This window comes from Microbacterium sp. Marseille-Q6648, from assembly GCF_943181415.1.
Lineage (GTDB): Bacteria > Actinomycetota > Actinomycetes > Actinomycetales > Microbacteriaceae > Microbacterium.
Genome location: NZ_CALPBZ010000006.1, coordinates 204,690 through 222,840, shown reverse-complemented (window position 1 = coordinate 222,840; position 18,151 = coordinate 204,690). Strand labels below are relative to the sequence as shown.

Below are 18,151 nucleotides of genomic sequence, written 5' to 3'. Positions count from 1 at the left end.
CTGCGGGCGCTGCGGCCGCAGGCTCTCAGTCGAGCGCGCGGCGGCCGATGATGCGACGGTACTCCAGGCCCGAGTCCTTCACCGCACGCTCCTGGGTGGCGTAGTCCACCCGCACGATGCCGAAGCGCTTCTCGTAGCCCCAGGCCCACTCGAAGTTGTCGAGCAGAGACCAGTAGAAGTAGCCGCGGACGTCGACCCCGGCATCCTGCGCATCGAGGATCGCCCCCAGGTGCGAGCGGACGAAGTCGACCCGGTCCGCGTCGTGCACGCGGGTCTCGCCGTCCTCGACCACGGCGACGTCGTCGTAGGCGGCGCCGTTCTCGGTGACGTACAGCACGGTCCCGGCAGGCTGGGCGTACTCGTCCCACACGCGTCCGAGCAGGCGTGTGAGCCCCTCGGGCTGCACCTCCCACTGCATCGGCGTGCGCGGAAGGCCGCGGTCGTGCCAGAAGATGCCCTCGTGCGACGGGAACGGCGATCCGCCCACGCGCACGGTCGGCGCGTCGCCGGGGATCGGGGGCACCTCGGGGGCGTGACCACCGACGAACTCGCCGTGGTAGTAGTTCACCCCGAGCGAGTCGATGGGGGTCGAGATCGCCTCGAGGTCACCCGGGCGCACCGCCTGCTCGAAGGCGGCGACCGCCCCGGCATCCACCGATCGGACGTCCTCGACGATGTCGGCGGGGTACGCGCCGCGGAAGAGGGGGTCCAGGAACCAGCGGTTGAACTGGCCGTCGATGCGACGGGCGGCGTCGGCATCCGCCGGGTCGGCGGCGTCGACCGGGTCGGCGACGGTCAGGTTGAGGGTGATGCCGAGGTTGAGCGTGCTGTCGCGCGCCCGCAGCTCGCGGATCACCTGACCGTGCCCGAGCATGAGGTGGTGCGAGGCGAGGAGACCCTCTTGGATGCTGTAATGCCCGGGGGCGTGGATGCCGGCGGTGTAGCTGAGGAACGACGAGCACCACGGCTCGTTGAGCGTCGTCCACACGCCGACCCGGTCGCCGAGCGCGTCGTGCATCGACATCGCGTACTCGGTGAAGCGCTCCGCGGTGTCGCGGTTCGCCCAGCCCCCGGCATCCTGCAGCGCCTGCGGCAGGTCCCAGTGATACAGGGTGAGCCAGGGCAGGATGCCGGCCCCCAGCAGCTCGTCGACCAGACGGCTGTAGAAATCGATACCCGCCGGGTTCACGACGCCGCCGTCGGGGCGCACGCGCGCCCACGACGTCGAGAAGCGGTAGGTCTGGAGGCCCATCGACTTCATGAGCGCGACGTCGTCGCGGTAGCGGTGGTAGTGGTCGCACGCGACGTCGCCGTTGTCGCCGTTGATGACCGCGTCGGGCACCCGGCAGAACGCGTCCCAGATGGAGTCGCGGCGCCCGTCCTCGTGGGCGGCGCCCTCGATCTGGAAGGCGGCGGTGGCGGCGCCGAACAGGAAGTTCGACGGGAATCCGCGTTCGGGGGTCGAGGTCATGGGGACCACGTCCTCTCTCGGAGTCGTCAGCATGTCCATCCTGGCCTTCTTGCTCGCTGTTGTCGTACTCGATGACATCGGCGCGGTCATCCCTTCACCGCGCCGGCCATGATGCCGCTCACCAGCTGTTTGCCCGCGAAGACGAACAGGATCAGCAGCGGGATGGTCGCCAGCAGCACACCGGCCAGCACGACGGAGTAGTCGACGAAGTAGTTCGACTGCAGCAGCGACAGCGCCACGGGCAGGGTGGGGTCGCGGCGGTCGAGCACGATGAACGGCCAGAAGAAGTTGTTCCACGCGGTGACGAAGGTGAACAGCCCCAGCATCGCGGCGGCGGGTCGTGCCGCGACGAGACCGATCGTGGTGAAGGTGCGGAACGAGTTCGCGCCGTCGACCCGCGCCGCCTCGATGAGTTCGTCCGGAACGGCCTGGCGAAGATACTGCGTCATCCAGAACACCCCGAAGGCGCTCGTGAGCGACGGGATGATGATGGCGCCGATGTTGCCGGTCCAGCCGAGGTCGCTGAAGAGGATGTACAGCGGCACGACGCCCAGCTGCATCGGCACGGCCATGGTCGCCACGACGAACACCAGCAGGGGTCCCGAACCGCGGAAGCGCAGCTTCGCGAACGCCCAGCCGGCCAGCGTCGAGAACACCACGACCGAGATGGCGATGACGGCCGAGCTGAAGATCGAGTTCCACAGCGCCCGCCAGAAGTTCACGGCGGGGTCGTTCAGCACCGAGGCGGCGTTGGCGAGGAAGTTACCGCCGGGCAGCCACGACATGTCGGGGTCGTTGATGGTCGAGGCGTCGCCCGAGCCGATGAGGAACGACCAGTAGAAGGGGAACACCGAGGCGACGAGGATGACGACCAGCCCGACGTAGACCCAGAAGCCTGCGCGCTGGCCCTTGATGCGGGTGGTGCGACCGGCGCGGATCGGAGCCGGCCGACCGGCCGTGGTGCGTGTGGCGGTGGACGTGCTCATGAGCGGCGTGCCTTCCTGCCGAGGTTCGGGTTGCGGGTGCCCTCGTCGCGGACGAGGGAGCGGGTGACCAGCAGGTTGATGAGACCGATGATCAGGATGATCACGAAGAGGATCCAGGCGAGCGCTGCGGCGCGACCGAAGTTCGACTCGCCCCAGCCGATGTTGTAGAGGAACAGGGTGATCGTCAGCCACTGCTGCGCGGGTCCGCCCTGACCGGTGTTGTCGAACATGCGGGGCTCGTCGAAGATCTGCAGACCGCCGATCGTCGAGGTGATGATGACGAAGATGAGCGTGGCCTTCAGCGACGGGATCGTGATGCTGAAGAACTGGCGCAGAGGTCCGGCGCCGTCGACGGTCGCCGCCTCGTAGTAGTCGCGGGGGATGGCCTGCATCGCCGCGAGGAGGATGAGGGTGTTGTAGCCGGTCCAGCGGAAGTTGACCATCGTGGCGATGGCGACGTGGCTCCAGAACGGGTCCTTGTGCCACGGGATCGCGATGCCGAACCAGTCGCGGAGCAGGTTGTTCACCAGGCCGAAGTTGTCGCCGAACATGTTGCTGAAGATCAGGGCGACGGCGACGGGCGCCATGACGAACGGGATGAGGACGCTCATCCGCCAGAAGGTCTTGGCGCGGATGTTGCGGTCGAGCAGGGCCGCGATGAACACGGCGGCGATCAGCTGCGGCACCGTGGACAGAAGGAAGATGCTGAAGGTGTTGCGCAGCGCGGTCCAGAACTGCGGGTTGGCGAGGATCCAGCTGTACTGGTCGAAGCCGACGAACTCGCCGGAGTTGCGGACGAGGTCCCACTCCTGGAACGAGATGATCGCCGTGAACACGATCGGGAACAGTCCGACGATCGCGAAGAGGATGAAGAACGGCGAGATGTAGAGGTAGGGCGAGAACTTCAGGTCCCACTTGCTCAGGCGCTGGCTGAAGGAAAGGACCCGGACGGGGCGCTCCGTCTTCGACGGCGCCGATGTCGCCGGCGGGCGCGTTTCGGTGGCGGTCACGATGACTCCGGTCGATCTGTGGTGTGGCAGGGGGGCGGCCGGAGCTGCCCGGGAGGGCGGGTGCGGGCTGTGGGCCCGCACCCGCCTGGGGATCAGAAGGCCTCGACCTCGGCGACCCACGTGTTCCATGAGGTCTCGGGGTCTTCGAGACCGTCGAACACGCGGTTCACCGCGTTCTGCAGGGCGTCGTGGTACTTGAAGTAGTCGGCGTCCTTGTAGGGCGTGACCGTGACGGCCGCGGCGCGGTTGGAGAGGATCTCACCGGTGGGCGCCTCGTTGAAGTACTCGTTCGTCGCGCTCGTGAGCTCTTCGCTCTCGAGGGCCTCGAGCTGGCTCGGGAACGTGCCCGCAGCCTCGAACGCCTTCATCTGCTGCTCGGGAGCCGTCAGCCAGTCGGCCAGCGCGAGTGCGGCATCCACGTTCTCGCCGTCGGCGGGGACGGTCAGGTACGACCCGCCCCAGTTGCCGCCGCCGTTCGGGAAGACATCCGCGATGTCCCAGCCGGTGACGTCGGGCGCGGTGCCCGAGATCACGCCGAGCATCCAGCCCGGGCACAGCATGGTGGCGAACTCGCCGTTGGCCATCGAGGCGAACCAGTCGTCGGACCACTGGCCCGAGTAGGCCGAGTTCGGCACGGCGCGCTCGATGACGAGCTCGTAGGCATCGGCGATCTCGGGGTTCGAGGTGGCGATGGACGTGCCGTCGGCCTCGGAGTAGGTGTACTCGATCTGGTTCACGATGCCCTGGAGCACCGAGTTGGCGGAGTCGATCATCGGCTTGCCGGTGGCCTCGCGGTACTGGTCGGCGACGTCGAGGAAGTTCTCCCAGTCGCCGTCGAACAGCTCGGCGACACCCTCGCGGTCGCTGGGCAGGCCGGCGGCCTCGAACAGGTCGGCGCGGTAGCAGATGCTCTGCGGGCCGATGTCGGTGCCGAAGCCCACGAGGCGGCCGTCTGCGTCGGTCGCGGCGGCTTCCTTCCAGTCGAGCCAGCGGCCCTTGACGCTGTCGGGAGCCTCCGCGAGCAGGTCGGAGTACTGCATGGCCTCGGCGAACCAGTCGATCTCGACGGCCTCGATGTCGGCCAGACCGCCCTTGCCGAGCTTCTGGAAGTAGTTCGCACGCGCATCGCCGGACTCGGCGGCGCGATTGTGGACGATCGTGACGTCGGGGTTCTCGTCCATGTACTCCTGGAAGAGCTCGTCCGTGTAGCCGAAGTCGTTGAACGTCGCGACGGTGAGGGTGATCTCCTCACCCTCGCTCGAGCCCTCGCCGGCGGTGTCGCCGGTCGAGCAGCCCGCGAGGACGATTGCTGTGGCCGAGAACGCGGCGACGGCCGCTGCGCTCCTGCGGAAGGCGCGTGATTTCACTGTCACTCCTTTGTGGTGTGGGTGGTGTCGTGTGAGGTGACGGGATGCGGCCGATTCCCTATCGGCCGATCGAACGCGAGTGCGTTTGGGAGCGCTCTCACGATGTGCGGGTTACGTTACGGGAGCGCTCTCAAGTCTGTCAAGGGAGCGCTCCCACGAGGTGGTCACGGTTTGATCACGACACCGTTTCGTCGCGGCATCGCCTCGCGCCGTAGACTTGTCGGCGTTCCCTGCCCGCGACATCCGGCGTTCGGCTTCTGGCTGCGCTCGTCGCTCAACGACCGATAGCTGCGGCCTGCGGCCGCCAGGAGAATTCAGATGCCCACCATCGTCGTCGACGTCATGCCCAAGGCCGAGCTCCTGGACCCCCAGGGCAAGGCGGTCGCCGGGGCTCTGTCCCGGCTCGGAATCGAGGACTTCAGCTCGGTCCGCATCGGCAAGCGCTTCGAGCTCGCCGTCGAGGGCGAGGTCACCGAGGACGTGCTCGCGGCGGCCCGCAAGGTAGCCGACGAGATCCTCTCGAACGCGGTGATCGAGGACGTGGTCGGCGTCGAGGTGGTCGAGTGACCGTCCGCATCGGGGTCATCACCTTCCCCGGTTCGCTCGACGACCGCGATGCGCAGCGCGCCGTGCGACTCGCCGGCGCAGAGCCGGTCGCCCTGTGGCACGGTTCGCACGACCTCGAGGGCGTCGACGCGCTCGTGCTGCCCGGCGGCTTCAGCTACGGCGACTATCTGCGCGCCGGGGCGATCGCCGCGCTCGCGCCGATCATGTCGGAGGTCAAGGACGCCGCGGCCAAGGGCATGCCCATCCTCGGCATCTGCAACGGATTCCAGATGCTGGTCGAGGCGCACCTGCTGCCGGGCGGTCTGATCCGCAACGCGCATCAGCAGTTCATCCGCCGCGACCAGCGCCTGCGCGTGGAGAACTCCGACACCGCCTGGACGAACCACTTCTCGCGCGGCCAGGAGATCGTCATCCCGCTGAAGAACGCCGACGGCGGCTACATCTGCAGCGCCGAGACGCTGGAGCGGGTCGAAGGCGAAGGCCTCGTGGCCTTCCGCTATGTCGGTGTGAACCCGAACGGCTCGCTCGACGACATCGCAGGCCTCACGAACGAGCACGGCAACGTCGTCGGCCTCATGCCGCACCCCGAGCACGCGGTCGAGCCCGGCTTCGGTCCCGACACGGCCGCCGCGACCCGTTCCGGAGTCGACGGCCTGAGCTTCTTCACCGCCGCCGTGCGCGCGGTGGTGGGCGCCGCCGCCTAGGTTCTCGCGGGTCAGACGGTTCCGGCGGGCGGCCAGAGCCCGATGATGAGCGCCATCACCACGAACGTCACGACCTCGTGGCCGATGTTCATCACGGTCAGCGACGTCGGGCGCCCCTCGAAGGCGTCGTGGGTGATGAAGCGCGCGGCGGTGAAGCCCGCCCACAGGATCACGGCGGTGCCGAGCGCCGCCAGCAGGTATCCACCGCCGTAGAAGTGCCATGCGATCGAGGTGGAGCCGGCCAGCACCCAGGCGGAGATGAAGCTGACGATGACCGTGGTGATGATCGGCCACAGCGCGGAGGCTCCGGGGCGGTCCATGTCGACCTTCGCCAGCGCCGCCCAGCGCGTGCCGAACACCTTCGGCGAGTACCAGACGGTGCCGACGACGAGGGTGGAGAGCGTCGCGAGGATGACCGCCCAGTAGTTGATCTCGGGAACCTGCATGGCGCCTCCAGCCTCTCGGTTGCCGTCGCGCCGAGCGTAGCGCCGGGTAGCGTGGAACGGTGAGCACCGGCATCCGAAATCTCATCGTGTCCGTCCCGAGCGCCAAACTGGCCACCGACCTCGAACCGCTCCCCGAGGGCGTCGAGGTCATCCAGTGGCGAATGGATGCCGCGGCACCCCGTGAGCGGATCGACATCGTCGTGCCCCCGTACATGAGTGCGAGCGTCATGCTCCCCCACCTCGCGGGCGTCGAGACGCGCCTCGTGCAGAGCCAGTCGATCGGCTACGAGGGGATCGCCGATCACCTGCCTCCTGGGCACGTGTTCGCGAACGCCGCGTCGGTGCACGAGACCTCGACGGCCGAGCTCGCCGTCGCGCTCGCCCTGGCTGCGCAGCGCCGGATCCCCGCGTACGTCCGCGCCCAGACCGACGGGCGGTGGGCACCGGAGTTCGCCGAGAGCCTGGCCGACCGGCGCGTGCTGCTGCTCGGATACGGCGGCGTCGGCAAGGCGATCGCCGCGCGCCTCGCCGGTTTCGAGGTCGAGATCACCGCCGTCGCCTCGAACGCACGAACTGAGGACGGGATGCCGGTGCACGGCGTGGACGAGCTGCCCGACCTGCTGCCGCGCGCCGAGATCGTCATCGTGTCGCTGCCAGGCGGTGAGTCCACTCGGCACATCGTCGACGACGCCTTCCTCTCCGCCCTGCCCGACGGCGCGCTGCTGGTGAACGTGGGACGCGGGTCGCTCGTCGACACCGGCGCGCTGGTCGATCATCTGGGGCGCGGGCGGGTGCGGGCGGCGCTGGACGTCACGGATCCCGAACCCCTTCCCGAGGGCCATCCGCTGTGGTCGATGCCCGGGGCGCTCGTGGTGCCGCACGTCGGCGGCGCGTCGACGGCCATGCGCCCGCGCATCGCCCGGCTGGTGCGCCGGCAGATCGACCGGATGCTGGCCGGCGACGATCCGCTCAACGTCGTCATCGAAAGCTGACGCCGGGCCCGGTTGCCGCAAGGGCGACCGGTGCGTGCGGTCACGCGCGGGCGTCGACATCCTCGCCCGACCAGAGGTCGCCGCACTCGACCTCGATCACGTCGTGTGAGGCGAGGTAGGGTCGCGCTCCGCGGTCTCCGGACACCGCGGCGCCGAGCGCGGCCAGATGCGCTCGGCCAATGGCGACCGGGTGCCCGGGCCGGCCCCGGTAGACCGCCTGCGCCAGTCCCGCCGCGGGGTCGTCGCCGAGGACGGCGAGGACCCGGCTGACGGCGTCGGCGGGAGCGTCGGGGGTGTCCACGGGGGTCACGACGACGACGTCGGCCGATCGTTCGGATGCCGCGACCGAACCCGCTCGCAGGGTGGCCGAGACGCCGGCCCGCCATTCCGGCACGCGGACGACGCTCGCCTCGGACGGAACCAGGGCGGCCACCGCGTCGCCCGCGGCTCCCACCGCCACGAGCACCTCGTCGCAGCCGCCGGCGCGCAGCATCCGGACCGCTCGGGCCACCCACGGCTCGCCGTCGGCGTCGCGGGCCAGTCCCTTGGGCCCGCCGAAGCGGGTGCCCGCTCCGGCGGCGAGGACCAGCCCGCATACCCGCATGGCTTTCCTTCTTCCGCACGACGTCCGAGCCCCGACCCCGCCGCGAGAAGGGCCGATCCCGAGCGTAGTGCGCACGTAACACAGGGCGGGTTAGCGTTGCCACATGCTCGAACTGGCCCGTGACCTGCTGCCGCTGCTGCGTGCGGGGGTCTCCGTCGCGGCGGTGACGGTGACGAACGTGGCCCGCAGCGCCCCGAGAGGGGTGGGCGCCACCATGGCGGTCACCGCCGACGGCGCCGTGCTGGGCTCGATCTCGGGCGGCTGCGTCGAAAGCGACGCCATCCTGCTCGCCCACACGGCGCTGGCCACGGGCACGGCCCCTCGCGCCCGGTTCGGGTTCTCGGACGAGACCGCGCACGCCGCCGGGCTGGCATGCGGCGGGCAGGTCGACGTCATCGCCTACCGGATCGATCCGGCCGACACGGCCACCGTGGCCGCACTCGAGAGCGCAGCCGACGACCGCGGTACGTCGGTGGCCGTGGTGGCATCGGGCGCCGCCGCCGGCCGTGTGATCTCCATCCCCGGCGTCGCGCCGGCCGGAACCGCATTCGACGACGTCGCACTCGTCGGGGCCCCAATCACCCGAGCGGCCCCCGACGTGACCATCGGCGACGGCGACCCGTCGGCGACGCACCTCGCTGCACGGGCCATCGCGATGCGCGACAGCATCATGCTTCCTGCGGCATATCAGGGCGCCGACATCCTGCTGCTCTCCCACGCGCCACGCGCTCGGCTCATCGTCCTCGGGGCCGGCGAGCATGCGGCGGCGCTCTGCCGCGTCGGCGCCGCCGCCGGATTCGCCGTCACCGTCTGCGACCCGTGGCAGACACTCGTGACACCCGAGCGCTTCCCCGACGCCGAGGGGCTCATCACGGCACTCCCCCACGAGTACCTCGCTTCGCTGGGCGACGACGAGGTCGACGCCCGCACCGCCGTGTGCGTCCTCACCCACGACGAACGTCTCGACGTCCCCGCGCTGCACCAGGCGCTGACGATGCCGATCGGCTTCGTCGGCGCGATGGGTGCGCGGCGCACCGTCGATCACCGCGCCGCTCTGCTGCGCGAGGCCGGCGTGAGCGAGGTCGACCTGGCCCGGCTGCACTCGCCGCTCGGGCTCGACCTCGGCGGCGCTGAGCCCGTCGAGACGGCGTTGTCGGTCCTCGCCGAGATCGTCGCCTCCCGCCACGGTGGCTCGGGCGTGCCGCTGCGGGAGCGCACCGGTCCGCTGCACCGCCGGCCCGCTTCGACGGGCACGAAGGCCGCAGACCCGGATGCCGCCGTCGCAGCATCCGCCGCGTGCGCATCCCCCGACGACAGTCTTCCGACAGGAGCCCCGGCATGACCCGCACCATCATCGAGAACGGCTATGTCGCCACCGTCGACGCCTCGGGCGCGGAGTTCGACGGCGGGCATGTCGTGATCGACGACGGCGTGATCACGGCGGTCGGTGCGGGCCCGGCGGACCGGATGCTGCGCGACGGCGCCGAGGTGATCGACGCGACCGGGTGCCTGGTGACCCCGGGACTGATCAACACCCACCACCACCTGTACCAGTGGCTGACCCGCGGGTACGCGCAGGACGCGATCCTGTTCGACTGGCTGACCGAGCTGTACCCGCTGTGGTCGCGCATCGACGCCGGACTCACCGGCACCGGTGCGGCCGGGGCGATGGCCGTGCTCGCGCGATCGGGCTGCACCACGGTCGGCGACCACCATTACATCTTCCCGCAGGGTTCGGGCGACATCGTCGGAGCCCTGGTCGAGTCGGCGTCGCGGGTCGGCGTGCGCCTTCATGCCACGCGCGGCTCGATGGATCTCGGAGCGTCGCAGGGCGGTCTGCCGCCGGACTTCGCCGTCGAGGCGACCGACGCCGCCCTCGCCGCGTCGCAGGAGGCGGTCGAGCGCTACCACGACCGCGCGCGCGACGCGATGGTGCGGGTGGCCATCGCGCCGTGCTCACCGTTCTCGGTGACCGCCGACCTGCTGCGCGAGGCCGCGGTGCTGGCCCGGTCCCTCGATGTGCGGCTGCACACGCACGCCTCCGAGACCGTCGAAGAGGACGCCTACTGCCTCGAGCACTTCGGCAAGAGCCCCACCCAGTACCTCGAAGACCTCGGGTGGCTCGGCGACGACGTCTGGATGGCGCATGCCGTGCACCTCGACGATCGCGCGATCGCAAGATATGCCGCGACCGGCACGGGCGTCGCGCACTGCCCGTCGTCGAACGCGCGGCTGGCCGCCGGCATCGCTCCGGTGCGGGCGATGCTCGACGCAGGGGTGCCCGTGGGCCTCGGGGTGGACGGCGCGGCGTCGAACGAGTCGGGGCAGCTGGGCGTCGAGGTGCGCGAGGCGGTGCTGATGAATCGGCTCCGCACCGGGTCGGACTCGATGAGCGTGCGCGACGCGCTGCGCATGGGCACGATCGGCGGGGCCCGCGTGCTCGGTCGCCACGACGAGCTCGGCTCGCTCGAGGCGGGAAAGCTCGCCGACATCGCCGTCTGGCGCGTCGACGGCGTCGAGCACGCCGGCATCCTCGACCCGGTCGCCGCGCTCGGGCTGGGCGCGCTGCCGCCCCTCGAGCGTCTGCTCGTGGGGGGCCGCCCGGTCGTCGAGAAGACCCGGCTCGTCACCACCGACGAGGACACCCTCGCCCGCGAGGTCGCCCGCGCCTCGCGCGAACTGGCCGAGAGACTCTGAGGCGCAGCGCATGGACATCACCGGCGTCGCATCCTTCCGACGCGCCCGCTCGCGCGAGGATCTCACCCTCGCCCCCGGCGAGGTGGTGCTCGGCGGCGGCACGTGGCTGATGAGCGAGCCACAGCCCGGCACGACCGGGTTCGTGGACCTCACCACCCTGGGCTGGCCCCACCTCGAGATCACCGACGCGGGGCTCCGGATCGGAGCCACCTGCACGATCGCGACCCTGCGCGCGTGGGCGGAGGGCCGTGGCACGCAGCCCGTGCCGCCCTCGTGGCGCGCGATCCGCATGATCCCGGATGCCGCGGACGCGCTGCTTGCCTCGTACAAGATCTGGCACACCGCCACCGTCGGCGGGAACCTGTGCCGCGCCTTCCCCGCCGGGTCGATGATCTCGTTCGCCGTGGCGCTCGACGCCGTCGCCGAGATCTGGACGCCGTACGGCGGAACCGTGAATATGCCGGTCTCGGAATTCGTGACGGGCAACGCCACCAACGCGCTCGCGCCCGGCGAGGTGCTGCGGGCGATCGTGATCCCCGCCGGCGCGCTGCGTGCGCGCGCCGCCCTCCGCAAGATCGCCCTCGCCGAGCTCGGCCGCTCCGGCGCCGTCGTCACCGGGCGCACCGCTGACGACGGCGAGACGGTGATCGCGGTCACCGCCGCCGTGGAGCGGCCCGTGGTGCTGCGATTCGACCGGATGCCGGACGAGGCCACCCTGGCAGAGGCGGTGGGGGCGGCATCCGGCTGGTTCACCGACTCGCTCGGGGCCGCGGACTGGCGCCGCGGCGTGAGCATCGTGCTGGCCGAGCGCGTCCGCGCGGAGCTGGCAGAGGGGGCGCACCGATGAGGATCGAGGTCAATGGGACGCCGCTGGAGACCGAGCCGCGCGCGGGTCAGTGCCTGCGGACGCTCCTTCGCGAGCACGGCCACACCGAAGTCAAGAAAGGCTGCGACGCCGGGGACTGCGGCGCATGCGGCGTCATCCTCGACGGCGTTCCCGTGCACTCGTGCATCATCCCCGCCCAGCGGGCCGAAGGCGCGGTCATCACGACAGCCGCCGGTCTCGCCCCCGGCGACGCACTGCACCCGGTGCAGGAGGCGCTCGTCGAGCACTTCGGGTTCCAGTGCGGGTTCTGCACCCCCGGCATGAGCGTCACCGCGTCGACCTTCACCCCCGACGACCTCGACGACCTCGACCGACGCCTCAAGGGCAACCTGTGCCGCTGCACCGGGTACCGCCCCATCCGCGAGGCGATCCGGGAGTCCGTGCTGGGCCCCGTGCGCGACACCGGCCCGGCACGCGACGCCGCGCCTGAAAGCCGCCCCACACCCGGCTCCCTCGACGTCGGCGTCGGTCGCTCGGTGTCGCCCGAGCCGGCCCGACGCATCGTGCAGGGGCTCGAGCCGTTCACGTTCGACGGTCCCGAGGCCCCGGACGCCCTCGTGCTCCGCGTGCTCGGCTCGCCGCACGCCCACGCGCGCATCACGGCGATCGACGCTGCCGCCGCACGGGCGCTCCCGGGCGTCGTCGCCGTGCTGACCCACGTCGACGCGCCCGCCACGCGCTACTCGTCCGGCCGTCACGAGCACCGCACCGACGACCCCGACGACACGCGCGTGCTCGACGACGTCGTCCGCTTCGTCGGCCAGCGGGTGGCGGCGGTGGTCGCCGAGACCGCCGAGATCGCCGACGCCGCGCTCGCGCTCATCGACGTCGTGTACGACGTGCTCCCCGCGGTGTTCGACCCCGAGGACGCCCGCCGACCGGGTGCGCCGCTGCTGCACCCCGACCGCACGCCGGCCGAGCGGGTCGCCGAAGCCCACCGGAACGTCGTGGCGACCCTGCACGCCGGGCGCGGCGGCGACCCCGAGACCGTCCTCGCGGCGAGCGCGGTCCGCGTGAGCGGCACGTGGCGCACCGGACGCGTGTCGCACGCGCAGCTCGAGACCCACGGGGCCATCGGGTGGCTCGACGACGGCGGCCGTCTCGTCATCCGCTCCAGCACCCAGGTGCCGTTCCTCGCGCGCGACGAACTCGCACACATCTTCGGCCTGCCTCCCGAGCGCGTGCGCGTCTTCGCGCCGCGGGTGGGCGGCGGCTTCGGCGGCAAGCAGGAGATCTTCGCCGAAGACATCGTCGCCCTCGCCGTGCTCGCCACGGGACGCCCTGTCGCGTACGAGCTCTCGCGCACCGACGAGTTCCGACGCACGTCCGTGCGGCATCCCTTCCGGGTCTCGGTGTCGCTGGGCGCGGATGCCGACGGCACGCTGACCGCGATGACCCTCGACGTCCTCAGCGACACCGGCGCGTACGGCAACCACGCCATCGGCGTGCTCTTCCACAGCGTGTCGGAGTCGCTCAACGTCTACCGCACGCCTGTCATGCGCATCGACGCCGAGGCCGTCTACACGAACACGGTCCCCTCGGGGGCGTTCCGCGGATACGGGCTCGGCCAGGTGATCCTCGCGGTCGAGTCGGCGATGGACATGCTCGCCGACGAGCTCGACATAGACCCGTTCGACCTGCGCCGCATCAACGCCGTCCGCGAGGGAGACCCGCTGCTGACAGTGCACGAGCACCCCGAGCCCGACCTGGTGTGGGGTTCGTACGGCCTCGACCAGTGCCTCGACCTCGCCGAGTCCGCCCTCCGCCGCGGCAACGGCGTCGAGGCCCCTGCCGGGTGGGCGGTCGGCGAGGGCATGGCGATCTCGCTCATCGCGGGCGCCGCACCCGGCGGCCACTTCTCCGACACGACCGCGACGCTGCGCCCCGACGGCACGTTCGCCCTGGCGGTCGGGACCGCCGAGTTCGGCAACGGCACCAGCACCGTGCACCGGCAGATCGCGGCGTCGGTGCTCGCGGCATCCGCGGATCGGCTCGTGCTGCGGGCCAGCGACACCGATCTCGTGCGCCACGACACAGGAGCCTTCGCGTCGGCGGGCACGGTCATCGCCGGCCAGGCGCTGGCCTCTGCCTGCACGGCGCTGCGCGAGCGGATGCTGGCGCTGGCGGTCGGCATCGCCGGTGACGGCGCGGCCGAGCTGACCGCGGACGGCGTACGCGTCGGCGACCGCGTGGTGGGCTTCGCCGAGATCGTCGCCGCCGCGGATGCCGCGGAGTGCACCGACGAGGGACTGACCGCCCACGGATCCGAACCCGGGGCTCGGCGGAGCCTCGCGTTCAACGTGCACGCGGTGCGCGTGGCGGTCGAGCGCGAGACCGGTTCGGTGCGCGTGCTGCAGTCGGTGCAGTCCGCCGACGCCGGAGTCGCGCTCAACCCGGCCCAGCTGCGCGGGCAGATCGAGGGGGGCGCGGCGCAGGGACTCGGCAGCGCGCTCTACGAAGAGGTGCTGATCGACGAGAACGGCGCGGTGTCGAACCCCGTCTTCCGGCTGTACCGCGTGCCGCAGTCCGCCGACGTGCCCGACACCGAGGTGTACCTCGCCGACACCCACGACACCGTGGGCCCGTTCGGCGCGAAGTCGATGAGCGAGTCGCCGTACAACCCGGTGGCTCCCGCCGTCGGCAACGCCATCGCGCGCGCCCTCGGCGGGCGCCCGTTCGAGCTGCCGTTCACCCGCGAGCGCGTGTGGCGCGTCGCGCAGACCCCGGCATCCTGACCGGCTTCGCGTCACATCTCGGAAACACGGCGGGGCGGGGGCCGAAACGTGCCGGGACTAGCGTCATGCCGTTATCACCCACTTTTCAAGGGAGAGCCAGCCCGATGGCAGTTCACAGCAACCTGAAGCGGCGTGCCCGGCTGGGCACGGTCGCAGCGGCGGTCGCCGCATCCGCACTGATCCTCGGCGGCTGCGCCGGCAGCGAGACGTCGACCGGCGGAGCCGAGGGCACCGATGAGGCCTCGTACGGCGAGATCAGCGTGCAGTACTCGTGGATCAAGAACGAGGAGTTCGCGGGCGAGTTCTACGCCTACGAGAACGGCTACTACGACGAGGCGGGCTTCGACGAGGTCATCGGCATCTCGGGTCCCGACACCGGCGTGGCCAAGCTGCTCTCGGGATCGGTCCAGGTCGCCCTGAGCGACGCCGCCTCGATCGGCGCCGCGATCGCCGAGCAGGAAGCCCCGCTGAAGATCATCGGCGCGACCTTCCAGAAGAACCCGTTCACGATCCTGTCGCTCGCCGACGGCGGCGACATCCAGAGCCCTGAGGACCTCGTCGGCAAGACGATCGGTGTGCAGGACTCCAACGCCTCGGTCTTCGCCGCGCTCCTCAACGCCAACGGCATCGACGAGGGCGACGTCACCGTCGTGCCCGTGGACTTCGACCCGACCCCGCTGATGAACGGCGAGGTCGACGGCTTCATGGCCTACCTGACCAACGAGGCACTGACCGTCGAGCTGGCCGGCTACGACATCACCAACCTGTCGTACGCCGACAACGGCGTGCCCTACGTCGCTGAGACCTTCAGCGTCACCGACCAGTACCTGGCCGAGAACCCCGAGCTGCTGAAGGCGTTCCTGATCGCCGAGATCAAGGGCTGGACGGACGTCTTCCAGGAGTCGACCGAGGACACCGTGTCGCTGGTCGAGGAGTACTACAACGCCGCGGCCGCCGAGTCCGAGGAGGGCCTCGAGGCCATCTTCGGGGCGCTCGACCCCGAGAAGACGGCGCTCGGCCTCGAGGCCGAGAAGCTCCTCATCTCCACCGAGGAGACCGAGGCGAACGGCCTGTTCACCATCTCCGACGAGCTCAAGCAGCAGACCGTCGACTCCCTCGCCGCCGCCGGCTGGGAGGTGTCGGTCGAGGACCTCTTCGACACGACCATCATCGACGAGATCTACGCCGAGATGCCCGAGCTCAAGGACTACCTTCCCTAGGGACTCATGACCACGGACATCACATCGGATGCCGGTACCTCCAGCCCCTCGCGGGCCGGCGGTACCGGCATCCGGATCGACGGCCTCAGCAAGACCTTCCACACCGGGCGCGGGAAGACCGTCACCGCACTGCAGGACACCCACCTGCACACCGACAAGGGATCGTTCCTGGCGCTTCTCGGCCCCTCGGGCTGCGGCAAGTCGACGATCCTGCGCATCCTCGCCGACCTCGAGCACCCGAGCACGGGTGAGGTGTTCGTGGACGGCAAGACGCCGGCGCAGCTGCGCCGCGACAGCGAGCTGGGGATCGCCTTCCAGGACCACGCGCTGCTGCCGTGGCGGAGCGTGCTGACCAACATCCGTCTGGTCTTCGAGATCGCCGGCCGCAGACCCGACAAGGCGTACATCGACGAGCTCATCCAACTGGTCGGGCTCACCGGGTTCGAGAAGGCCAAGCCCGCCCAGCTGTCGGGCGGCATGCGCCAGCGCGTCTCGATCGCGCGCGCCCTGGCACTGAAGCCCTCGGTGCTGCTGCTCGACGAGCCCTTCGGCGCGCTCGACGACATGACCCGGCAGAACCTCAACCTCGAGCTGCTGCGGATCTGGACCGAGAAGCCCGCCACGACGCTGCTGGTCACCCACGGCATCTCCGAGGCGATCTTCCTGTCGGACCGCGTCGCCGTCATGAGCCCGCGCCCCGGCCGCATCAAGGAGATCATCGAGGTCGACCTGCCCCGCCCCCGCACCCCCGACATGATGCGCACGCCCGAGTTCCACGCGCTCGTGGACCGCGCGTCGGAGCTGCTCTTCGGCTCGGACGGCCGGGCCGCGGCGGAAGCCTGATGACCCGCCGTCGCATCCCGGGCTGGCTCGCGGGAGTCATCGGGGCCGTCGCCATCCTGCTGGGCTGGTGGGTCTTCTCGGCGACGATCTTCCAGCCCCCGCCGGGCACCACGTTCACTCCGGTGCCGTCGCCCTTCACGGTGTTCCAGACGATCTGGCAGGACGGTCTCGCGCCCTACTGGAGCGTCTTCCAGGTGACCATCACCGAAGCCCTCATCGGCTACGCGTGGGGGAACGCGATCGCGCTGCTGCTGGCGGCGACCGTGCTGCTGATCCCCCGCATCGAGCCGATCGTCACCCAGATCGCCGTCGTCAGCTACTGCCTGCCGGTGGTCGCGGTCGGTGGCATCGCGATCGTCGTGCTCGGCGGCGCCAAGCGCCCGGGCGACCCCAGCTCGACGGCGATCTTCCTCGCCGCGCTGGCGGTCTTCTTCACCACCGTCGTCGGCGCCCTCCTCGGCTTCAAGGCCGCCGACAAGGCGAGCCTGGACGTCGTGCACGTGTACGGCGGATCCCGCTTCACGGCGCTGCGCAAGGTGCGGCTCATCGCGGCCCTCCCGGCGATCCTCAACGCCCTGCAGATCGCGGTGCCGTCGGCGTTCCTCGGAGCCGTCCTCGGCGAATACATGGGGGGAATCGACCGCGGCGTCGGCATCACCCTCATCAAGCTGCAGGGCGACCTGGACTCCGCGCGCGTATGGGCGGTGTTCCTGCTCTCGGCCGTCGTCGCCCTCATCGGGTACGCCCTCGTCGGACTGCTGTCACGAGCCGTCACCCCGTGGGTGTCGGGGAGGGCCGTCGCATGATGAACGCCATGGGCCGCGCCGTCGGGCGTTCGCTGCTCAACGCGCTGCTGACCCTCGTGATCATCGTCGCGCTGTGGTGGGCGGTGGTGAACCTCACCGGCATCTCTCCGTTCGTCGCCAAGGGTCCCGCGCAGGTGTGGGAGTTCCTCTTCATCGACCCGGATGCCGCGGCGCACCGCGCCGACCTGCTGCCGCTCCTGTGGCAGACACTGCAGGACGCCGCCCTGGGCTTCGCCGTCGGCATGCTCGTCGCGACCGCCCTGGCCGTCGTCTTCTCGCTCTCGCGCGCCGTCGAGGCCGGTGTCATGCCGCTCGCCCTACTGCTGCGGTCGGTGCCGCTGGTCGCGATCGCGCCGGTCATCATCCTCATCACCGGCCGCGGCACACCGGCCTCGGTCGCCGTCATCGGGTCGATCGTGGTTCTCTTCCCCGCGCTCGCCTCGATCATGTTCGGCCTCAGTCGCGCCTCCAAGGAGAGCCTCGACCTCGTCCACGTGTACGGCGGCGGACGCGCCACGCAGCTGCGCAAGGTGAGCGTCCCCGGCGCCCTGCCGTCGCTGTTCGCCGCGGCGCGCGTGTCGGTGCCCGGAGCGGTCACCGGCGCACTGCTGGCCGAGTGGCTCTCGACCGGGACGGGCATCGGCGGCATGATCGTCAAATTCACGGCATCCGCCCGGTTCGACGATCTGTGGGCATCGGTCGCCCTCATCACGATCGTGACGCTGCTGCTCTACAACATCGTGCAGGTCGTCGAGAACATCGTGCTCGCGCGCATGGGGATGGCCGGCGCGCAGCGCTGACAGCGGGCGCCGACCGC

General features: G+C 70.7%; 17 protein-coding genes. 11 read left to right on the top strand and 6 right to left on the bottom strand.

The window, feature by feature from the left end; translation table 11 throughout:
* Positions 1-25: 25 nt before the first annotated feature.
* From NFR93_RS15360 to NFR93_RS15345, 4 genes are all read right to left on the bottom strand, one after another.
* Positions 26-1,471, bottom strand: coding sequence for a glycoside hydrolase family 1 protein (locus NFR93_RS15360; protein ID WP_251455287.1), 1,446 nt, complete (start codon positions 1,469-1,471; stop codon positions 26-28).
* Between the two features lie 86 nt (positions 1,472-1,557).
* On the bottom strand, positions 1,558-2,457 hold the full coding sequence (locus tag NFR93_RS15355) for a carbohydrate ABC transporter permease (protein ID WP_251455285.1): 900 nt from the start codon (positions 2,455-2,457) through the stop codon (positions 1,558-1,560).
* On the bottom strand, positions 2,454-3,467 hold the full coding sequence (locus NFR93_RS15350; protein ID WP_251455283.1) for a carbohydrate ABC transporter permease: 1,014 nt from the start codon (positions 3,465-3,467) through the stop codon (positions 2,454-2,456). The genes NFR93_RS15355 and NFR93_RS15350 overlap by 4 nt, the downstream gene beginning before the upstream one ends.
* Positions 3,468-3,559: 92 nt before the next feature.
* On the bottom strand, positions 3,560-4,834 hold the full coding sequence (locus tag NFR93_RS15345; RefSeq protein WP_251455281.1) for an ABC transporter substrate-binding protein: 1,275 nt from the start codon (positions 4,832-4,834) through the stop codon (positions 3,560-3,562).
* Between the two features lie 318 nt (positions 4,835-5,152).
* On the opposite strand from NFR93_RS15345, the gene purS reads away from it, so the two are divergent.
* A complete protein-coding gene (gene purS, locus NFR93_RS15340) occupies positions 5,153-5,401 on the top strand; it encodes a phosphoribosylformylglycinamidine synthase subunit PurS (protein ID WP_251455278.1) in 249 nt (82 codons plus the stop codon).
* Entirely contained in the window at positions 5,398-6,105 is a 708-nt protein-coding gene (purQ, locus tag NFR93_RS15335) for a phosphoribosylformylglycinamidine synthase subunit PurQ (RefSeq protein WP_251455275.1), read from the top strand. The genes purS and purQ overlap by 4 nt, the downstream gene beginning before the upstream one ends.
* Positions 6,106-6,116: 11 nt before the next feature.
* Here purQ and NFR93_RS15330 read toward each other — a convergent pair whose 3' ends face one another.
* Complete coding sequence (locus NFR93_RS15330; RefSeq protein ID WP_251455272.1) at positions 6,117-6,551, bottom strand: DUF1761 domain-containing protein; 435 nt, start codon at positions 6,549-6,551, stop codon at positions 6,117-6,119.
* Between the two features lie 59 nt (positions 6,552-6,610).
* On the opposite strand from NFR93_RS15330, the gene NFR93_RS15325 reads away from it, so the two are divergent.
* Positions 6,611-7,543: a 2-hydroxyacid dehydrogenase gene (locus NFR93_RS15325; protein ID WP_251455270.1), complete on the top strand. Its 933-nt coding sequence runs from the start codon at positions 6,611-6,613 to the stop codon at positions 7,541-7,543.
* A gap of 40 nt (positions 7,544-7,583) precedes the next feature.
* On the opposite strand, the gene NFR93_RS15320 is transcribed toward NFR93_RS15325, so the two are convergent.
* Entirely contained in the window at positions 7,584-8,147 is a 564-nt protein-coding gene (locus NFR93_RS15320) for a nucleotidyltransferase family protein (RefSeq protein WP_251455268.1), read from the bottom strand.
* Between the two features lie 103 nt (positions 8,148-8,250).
* On the opposite strand from NFR93_RS15320, the gene NFR93_RS15315 reads away from it, so the two are divergent.
* The 8 genes from NFR93_RS15315 to NFR93_RS15280 all read left to right on the top strand — a co-directional run bounded on the left by NFR93_RS15315 (position 8,251) and on the right by NFR93_RS15280 (position 18,134).
* Positions 8,251-9,489 (top strand): XdhC family protein, encoded by a 1,239-nt coding sequence (locus NFR93_RS15315; protein WP_251455265.1) that lies wholly within the window; start codon positions 8,251-8,253, stop codon positions 9,487-9,489.
* Positions 9,486-10,844: an 8-oxoguanine deaminase gene (locus NFR93_RS15310; protein WP_251455262.1), complete on the top strand. Its 1,359-nt coding sequence runs from the start codon at positions 9,486-9,488 to the stop codon at positions 10,842-10,844. The genes NFR93_RS15315 and NFR93_RS15310 overlap by 4 nt, the downstream gene beginning before the upstream one ends.
* A gap of 10 nt (positions 10,845-10,854) precedes the next feature.
* The gene (locus NFR93_RS15305; RefSeq protein WP_251455259.1) at positions 10,855-11,691 is read left to right on the top strand and encodes an FAD binding domain-containing protein; all 837 of its coding nucleotides are present in this window, start codon (positions 10,855-10,857) and stop codon (positions 11,689-11,691) included.
* Positions 11,688-14,465, top strand: a complete 2,778-nt coding sequence (locus NFR93_RS15300) for a molybdopterin-dependent oxidoreductase (RefSeq protein ID WP_251455256.1) — start codon at positions 11,688-11,690, stop codon at positions 14,463-14,465. The genes NFR93_RS15305 and NFR93_RS15300 overlap by 4 nt, the downstream gene beginning before the upstream one ends.
* A 104-nt stretch (positions 14,466-14,569) precedes the next feature.
* Positions 14,570-15,685, top strand: a complete 1,116-nt coding sequence (locus tag NFR93_RS15295; RefSeq protein WP_251455253.1) for an ABC transporter substrate-binding protein — start codon at positions 14,570-14,572, stop codon at positions 15,683-15,685.
* Between the two features lie 6 nt (positions 15,686-15,691).
* The gene (locus NFR93_RS15290; protein ID WP_251455250.1) at positions 15,692-16,528 is read left to right on the top strand and encodes an ABC transporter ATP-binding protein; all 837 of its coding nucleotides are present in this window, start codon (positions 15,692-15,694) and stop codon (positions 16,526-16,528) included.
* Complete coding sequence (locus tag NFR93_RS15285; RefSeq protein WP_251455247.1) at positions 16,528-17,334, top strand: ABC transporter permease; 807 nt, start codon at positions 16,528-16,530, stop codon at positions 17,332-17,334. The genes NFR93_RS15290 and NFR93_RS15285 overlap by 1 nt, the downstream gene beginning before the upstream one ends.
* Positions 17,331-18,134, top strand: a complete 804-nt coding sequence (locus NFR93_RS15280; protein WP_251455244.1) for an ABC transporter permease — start codon at positions 17,331-17,333, stop codon at positions 18,132-18,134. Before NFR93_RS15285 ends, NFR93_RS15280 begins: the two co-directional genes overlap by 4 nt.
* The last annotated feature ends 17 nt before the right edge of the window (positions 18,135-18,151 follow it).

Excerpts from the sequence above, each read along its gene's own strand:
- NFR93_RS15285 (WP_251455247.1), top strand. The coding sequence starts at position 16,528 with ATGACCCGCCGTCGCATCCCGGGCTGGCTCGCGGGAGTCATCGGGGCC.
- NFR93_RS15320 (WP_251455268.1), bottom strand. The coding sequence starts at position 8,147 with ATGCGGGTATGCGGGCTGGTCCTCGCCGCCGGAGCGGGCACCCGCTTC.
- NFR93_RS15355 (WP_251455285.1), bottom strand. The coding sequence starts at position 2,457 with ATGAGCACGTCCACCGCCACACGCACCACGGCCGGTCGGCCGGCTCCG.
- NFR93_RS15330 (WP_251455272.1), bottom strand. The coding sequence starts at position 6,551 with ATGCAGGTTCCCGAGATCAACTACTGGGCGGTCATCCTCGCGACGCTC.
- NFR93_RS15315 (WP_251455265.1), top strand. The coding sequence starts at position 8,251 with ATGCTCGAACTGGCCCGTGACCTGCTGCCGCTGCTGCGTGCGGGGGTC.
- NFR93_RS15295 (WP_251455253.1), top strand. The coding sequence starts at position 14,570 with ATGGCAGTTCACAGCAACCTGAAGCGGCGTGCCCGGCTGGGCACGGTC.
- NFR93_RS15280 (WP_251455244.1), top strand. The coding sequence starts at position 17,331 with ATGATGAACGCCATGGGCCGCGCCGTCGGGCGTTCGCTGCTCAACGCG.
- purS (WP_251455278.1), top strand. The coding sequence starts at position 5,153 with ATGCCCACCATCGTCGTCGACGTCATGCCCAAGGCCGAGCTCCTGGAC.
- NFR93_RS15360 (WP_251455287.1), bottom strand. The coding sequence starts at position 1,471 with ATGACCTCGACCCCCGAACGCGGATTCCCGTCGAACTTCCTGTTCGGC.
- NFR93_RS15305 (WP_251455259.1), top strand. The coding sequence starts at position 10,855 with ATGGACATCACCGGCGTCGCATCCTTCCGACGCGCCCGCTCGCGCGAG.
- NFR93_RS15310 (WP_251455262.1), top strand. The coding sequence starts at position 9,486 with ATGACCCGCACCATCATCGAGAACGGCTATGTCGCCACCGTCGACGCC.
- NFR93_RS15290 (WP_251455250.1), top strand. The coding sequence starts at position 15,692 with ATGACCACGGACATCACATCGGATGCCGGTACCTCCAGCCCCTCGCGG.
- NFR93_RS15300 (WP_251455256.1), top strand. The coding sequence starts at position 11,688 with ATGAGGATCGAGGTCAATGGGACGCCGCTGGAGACCGAGCCGCGCGCG.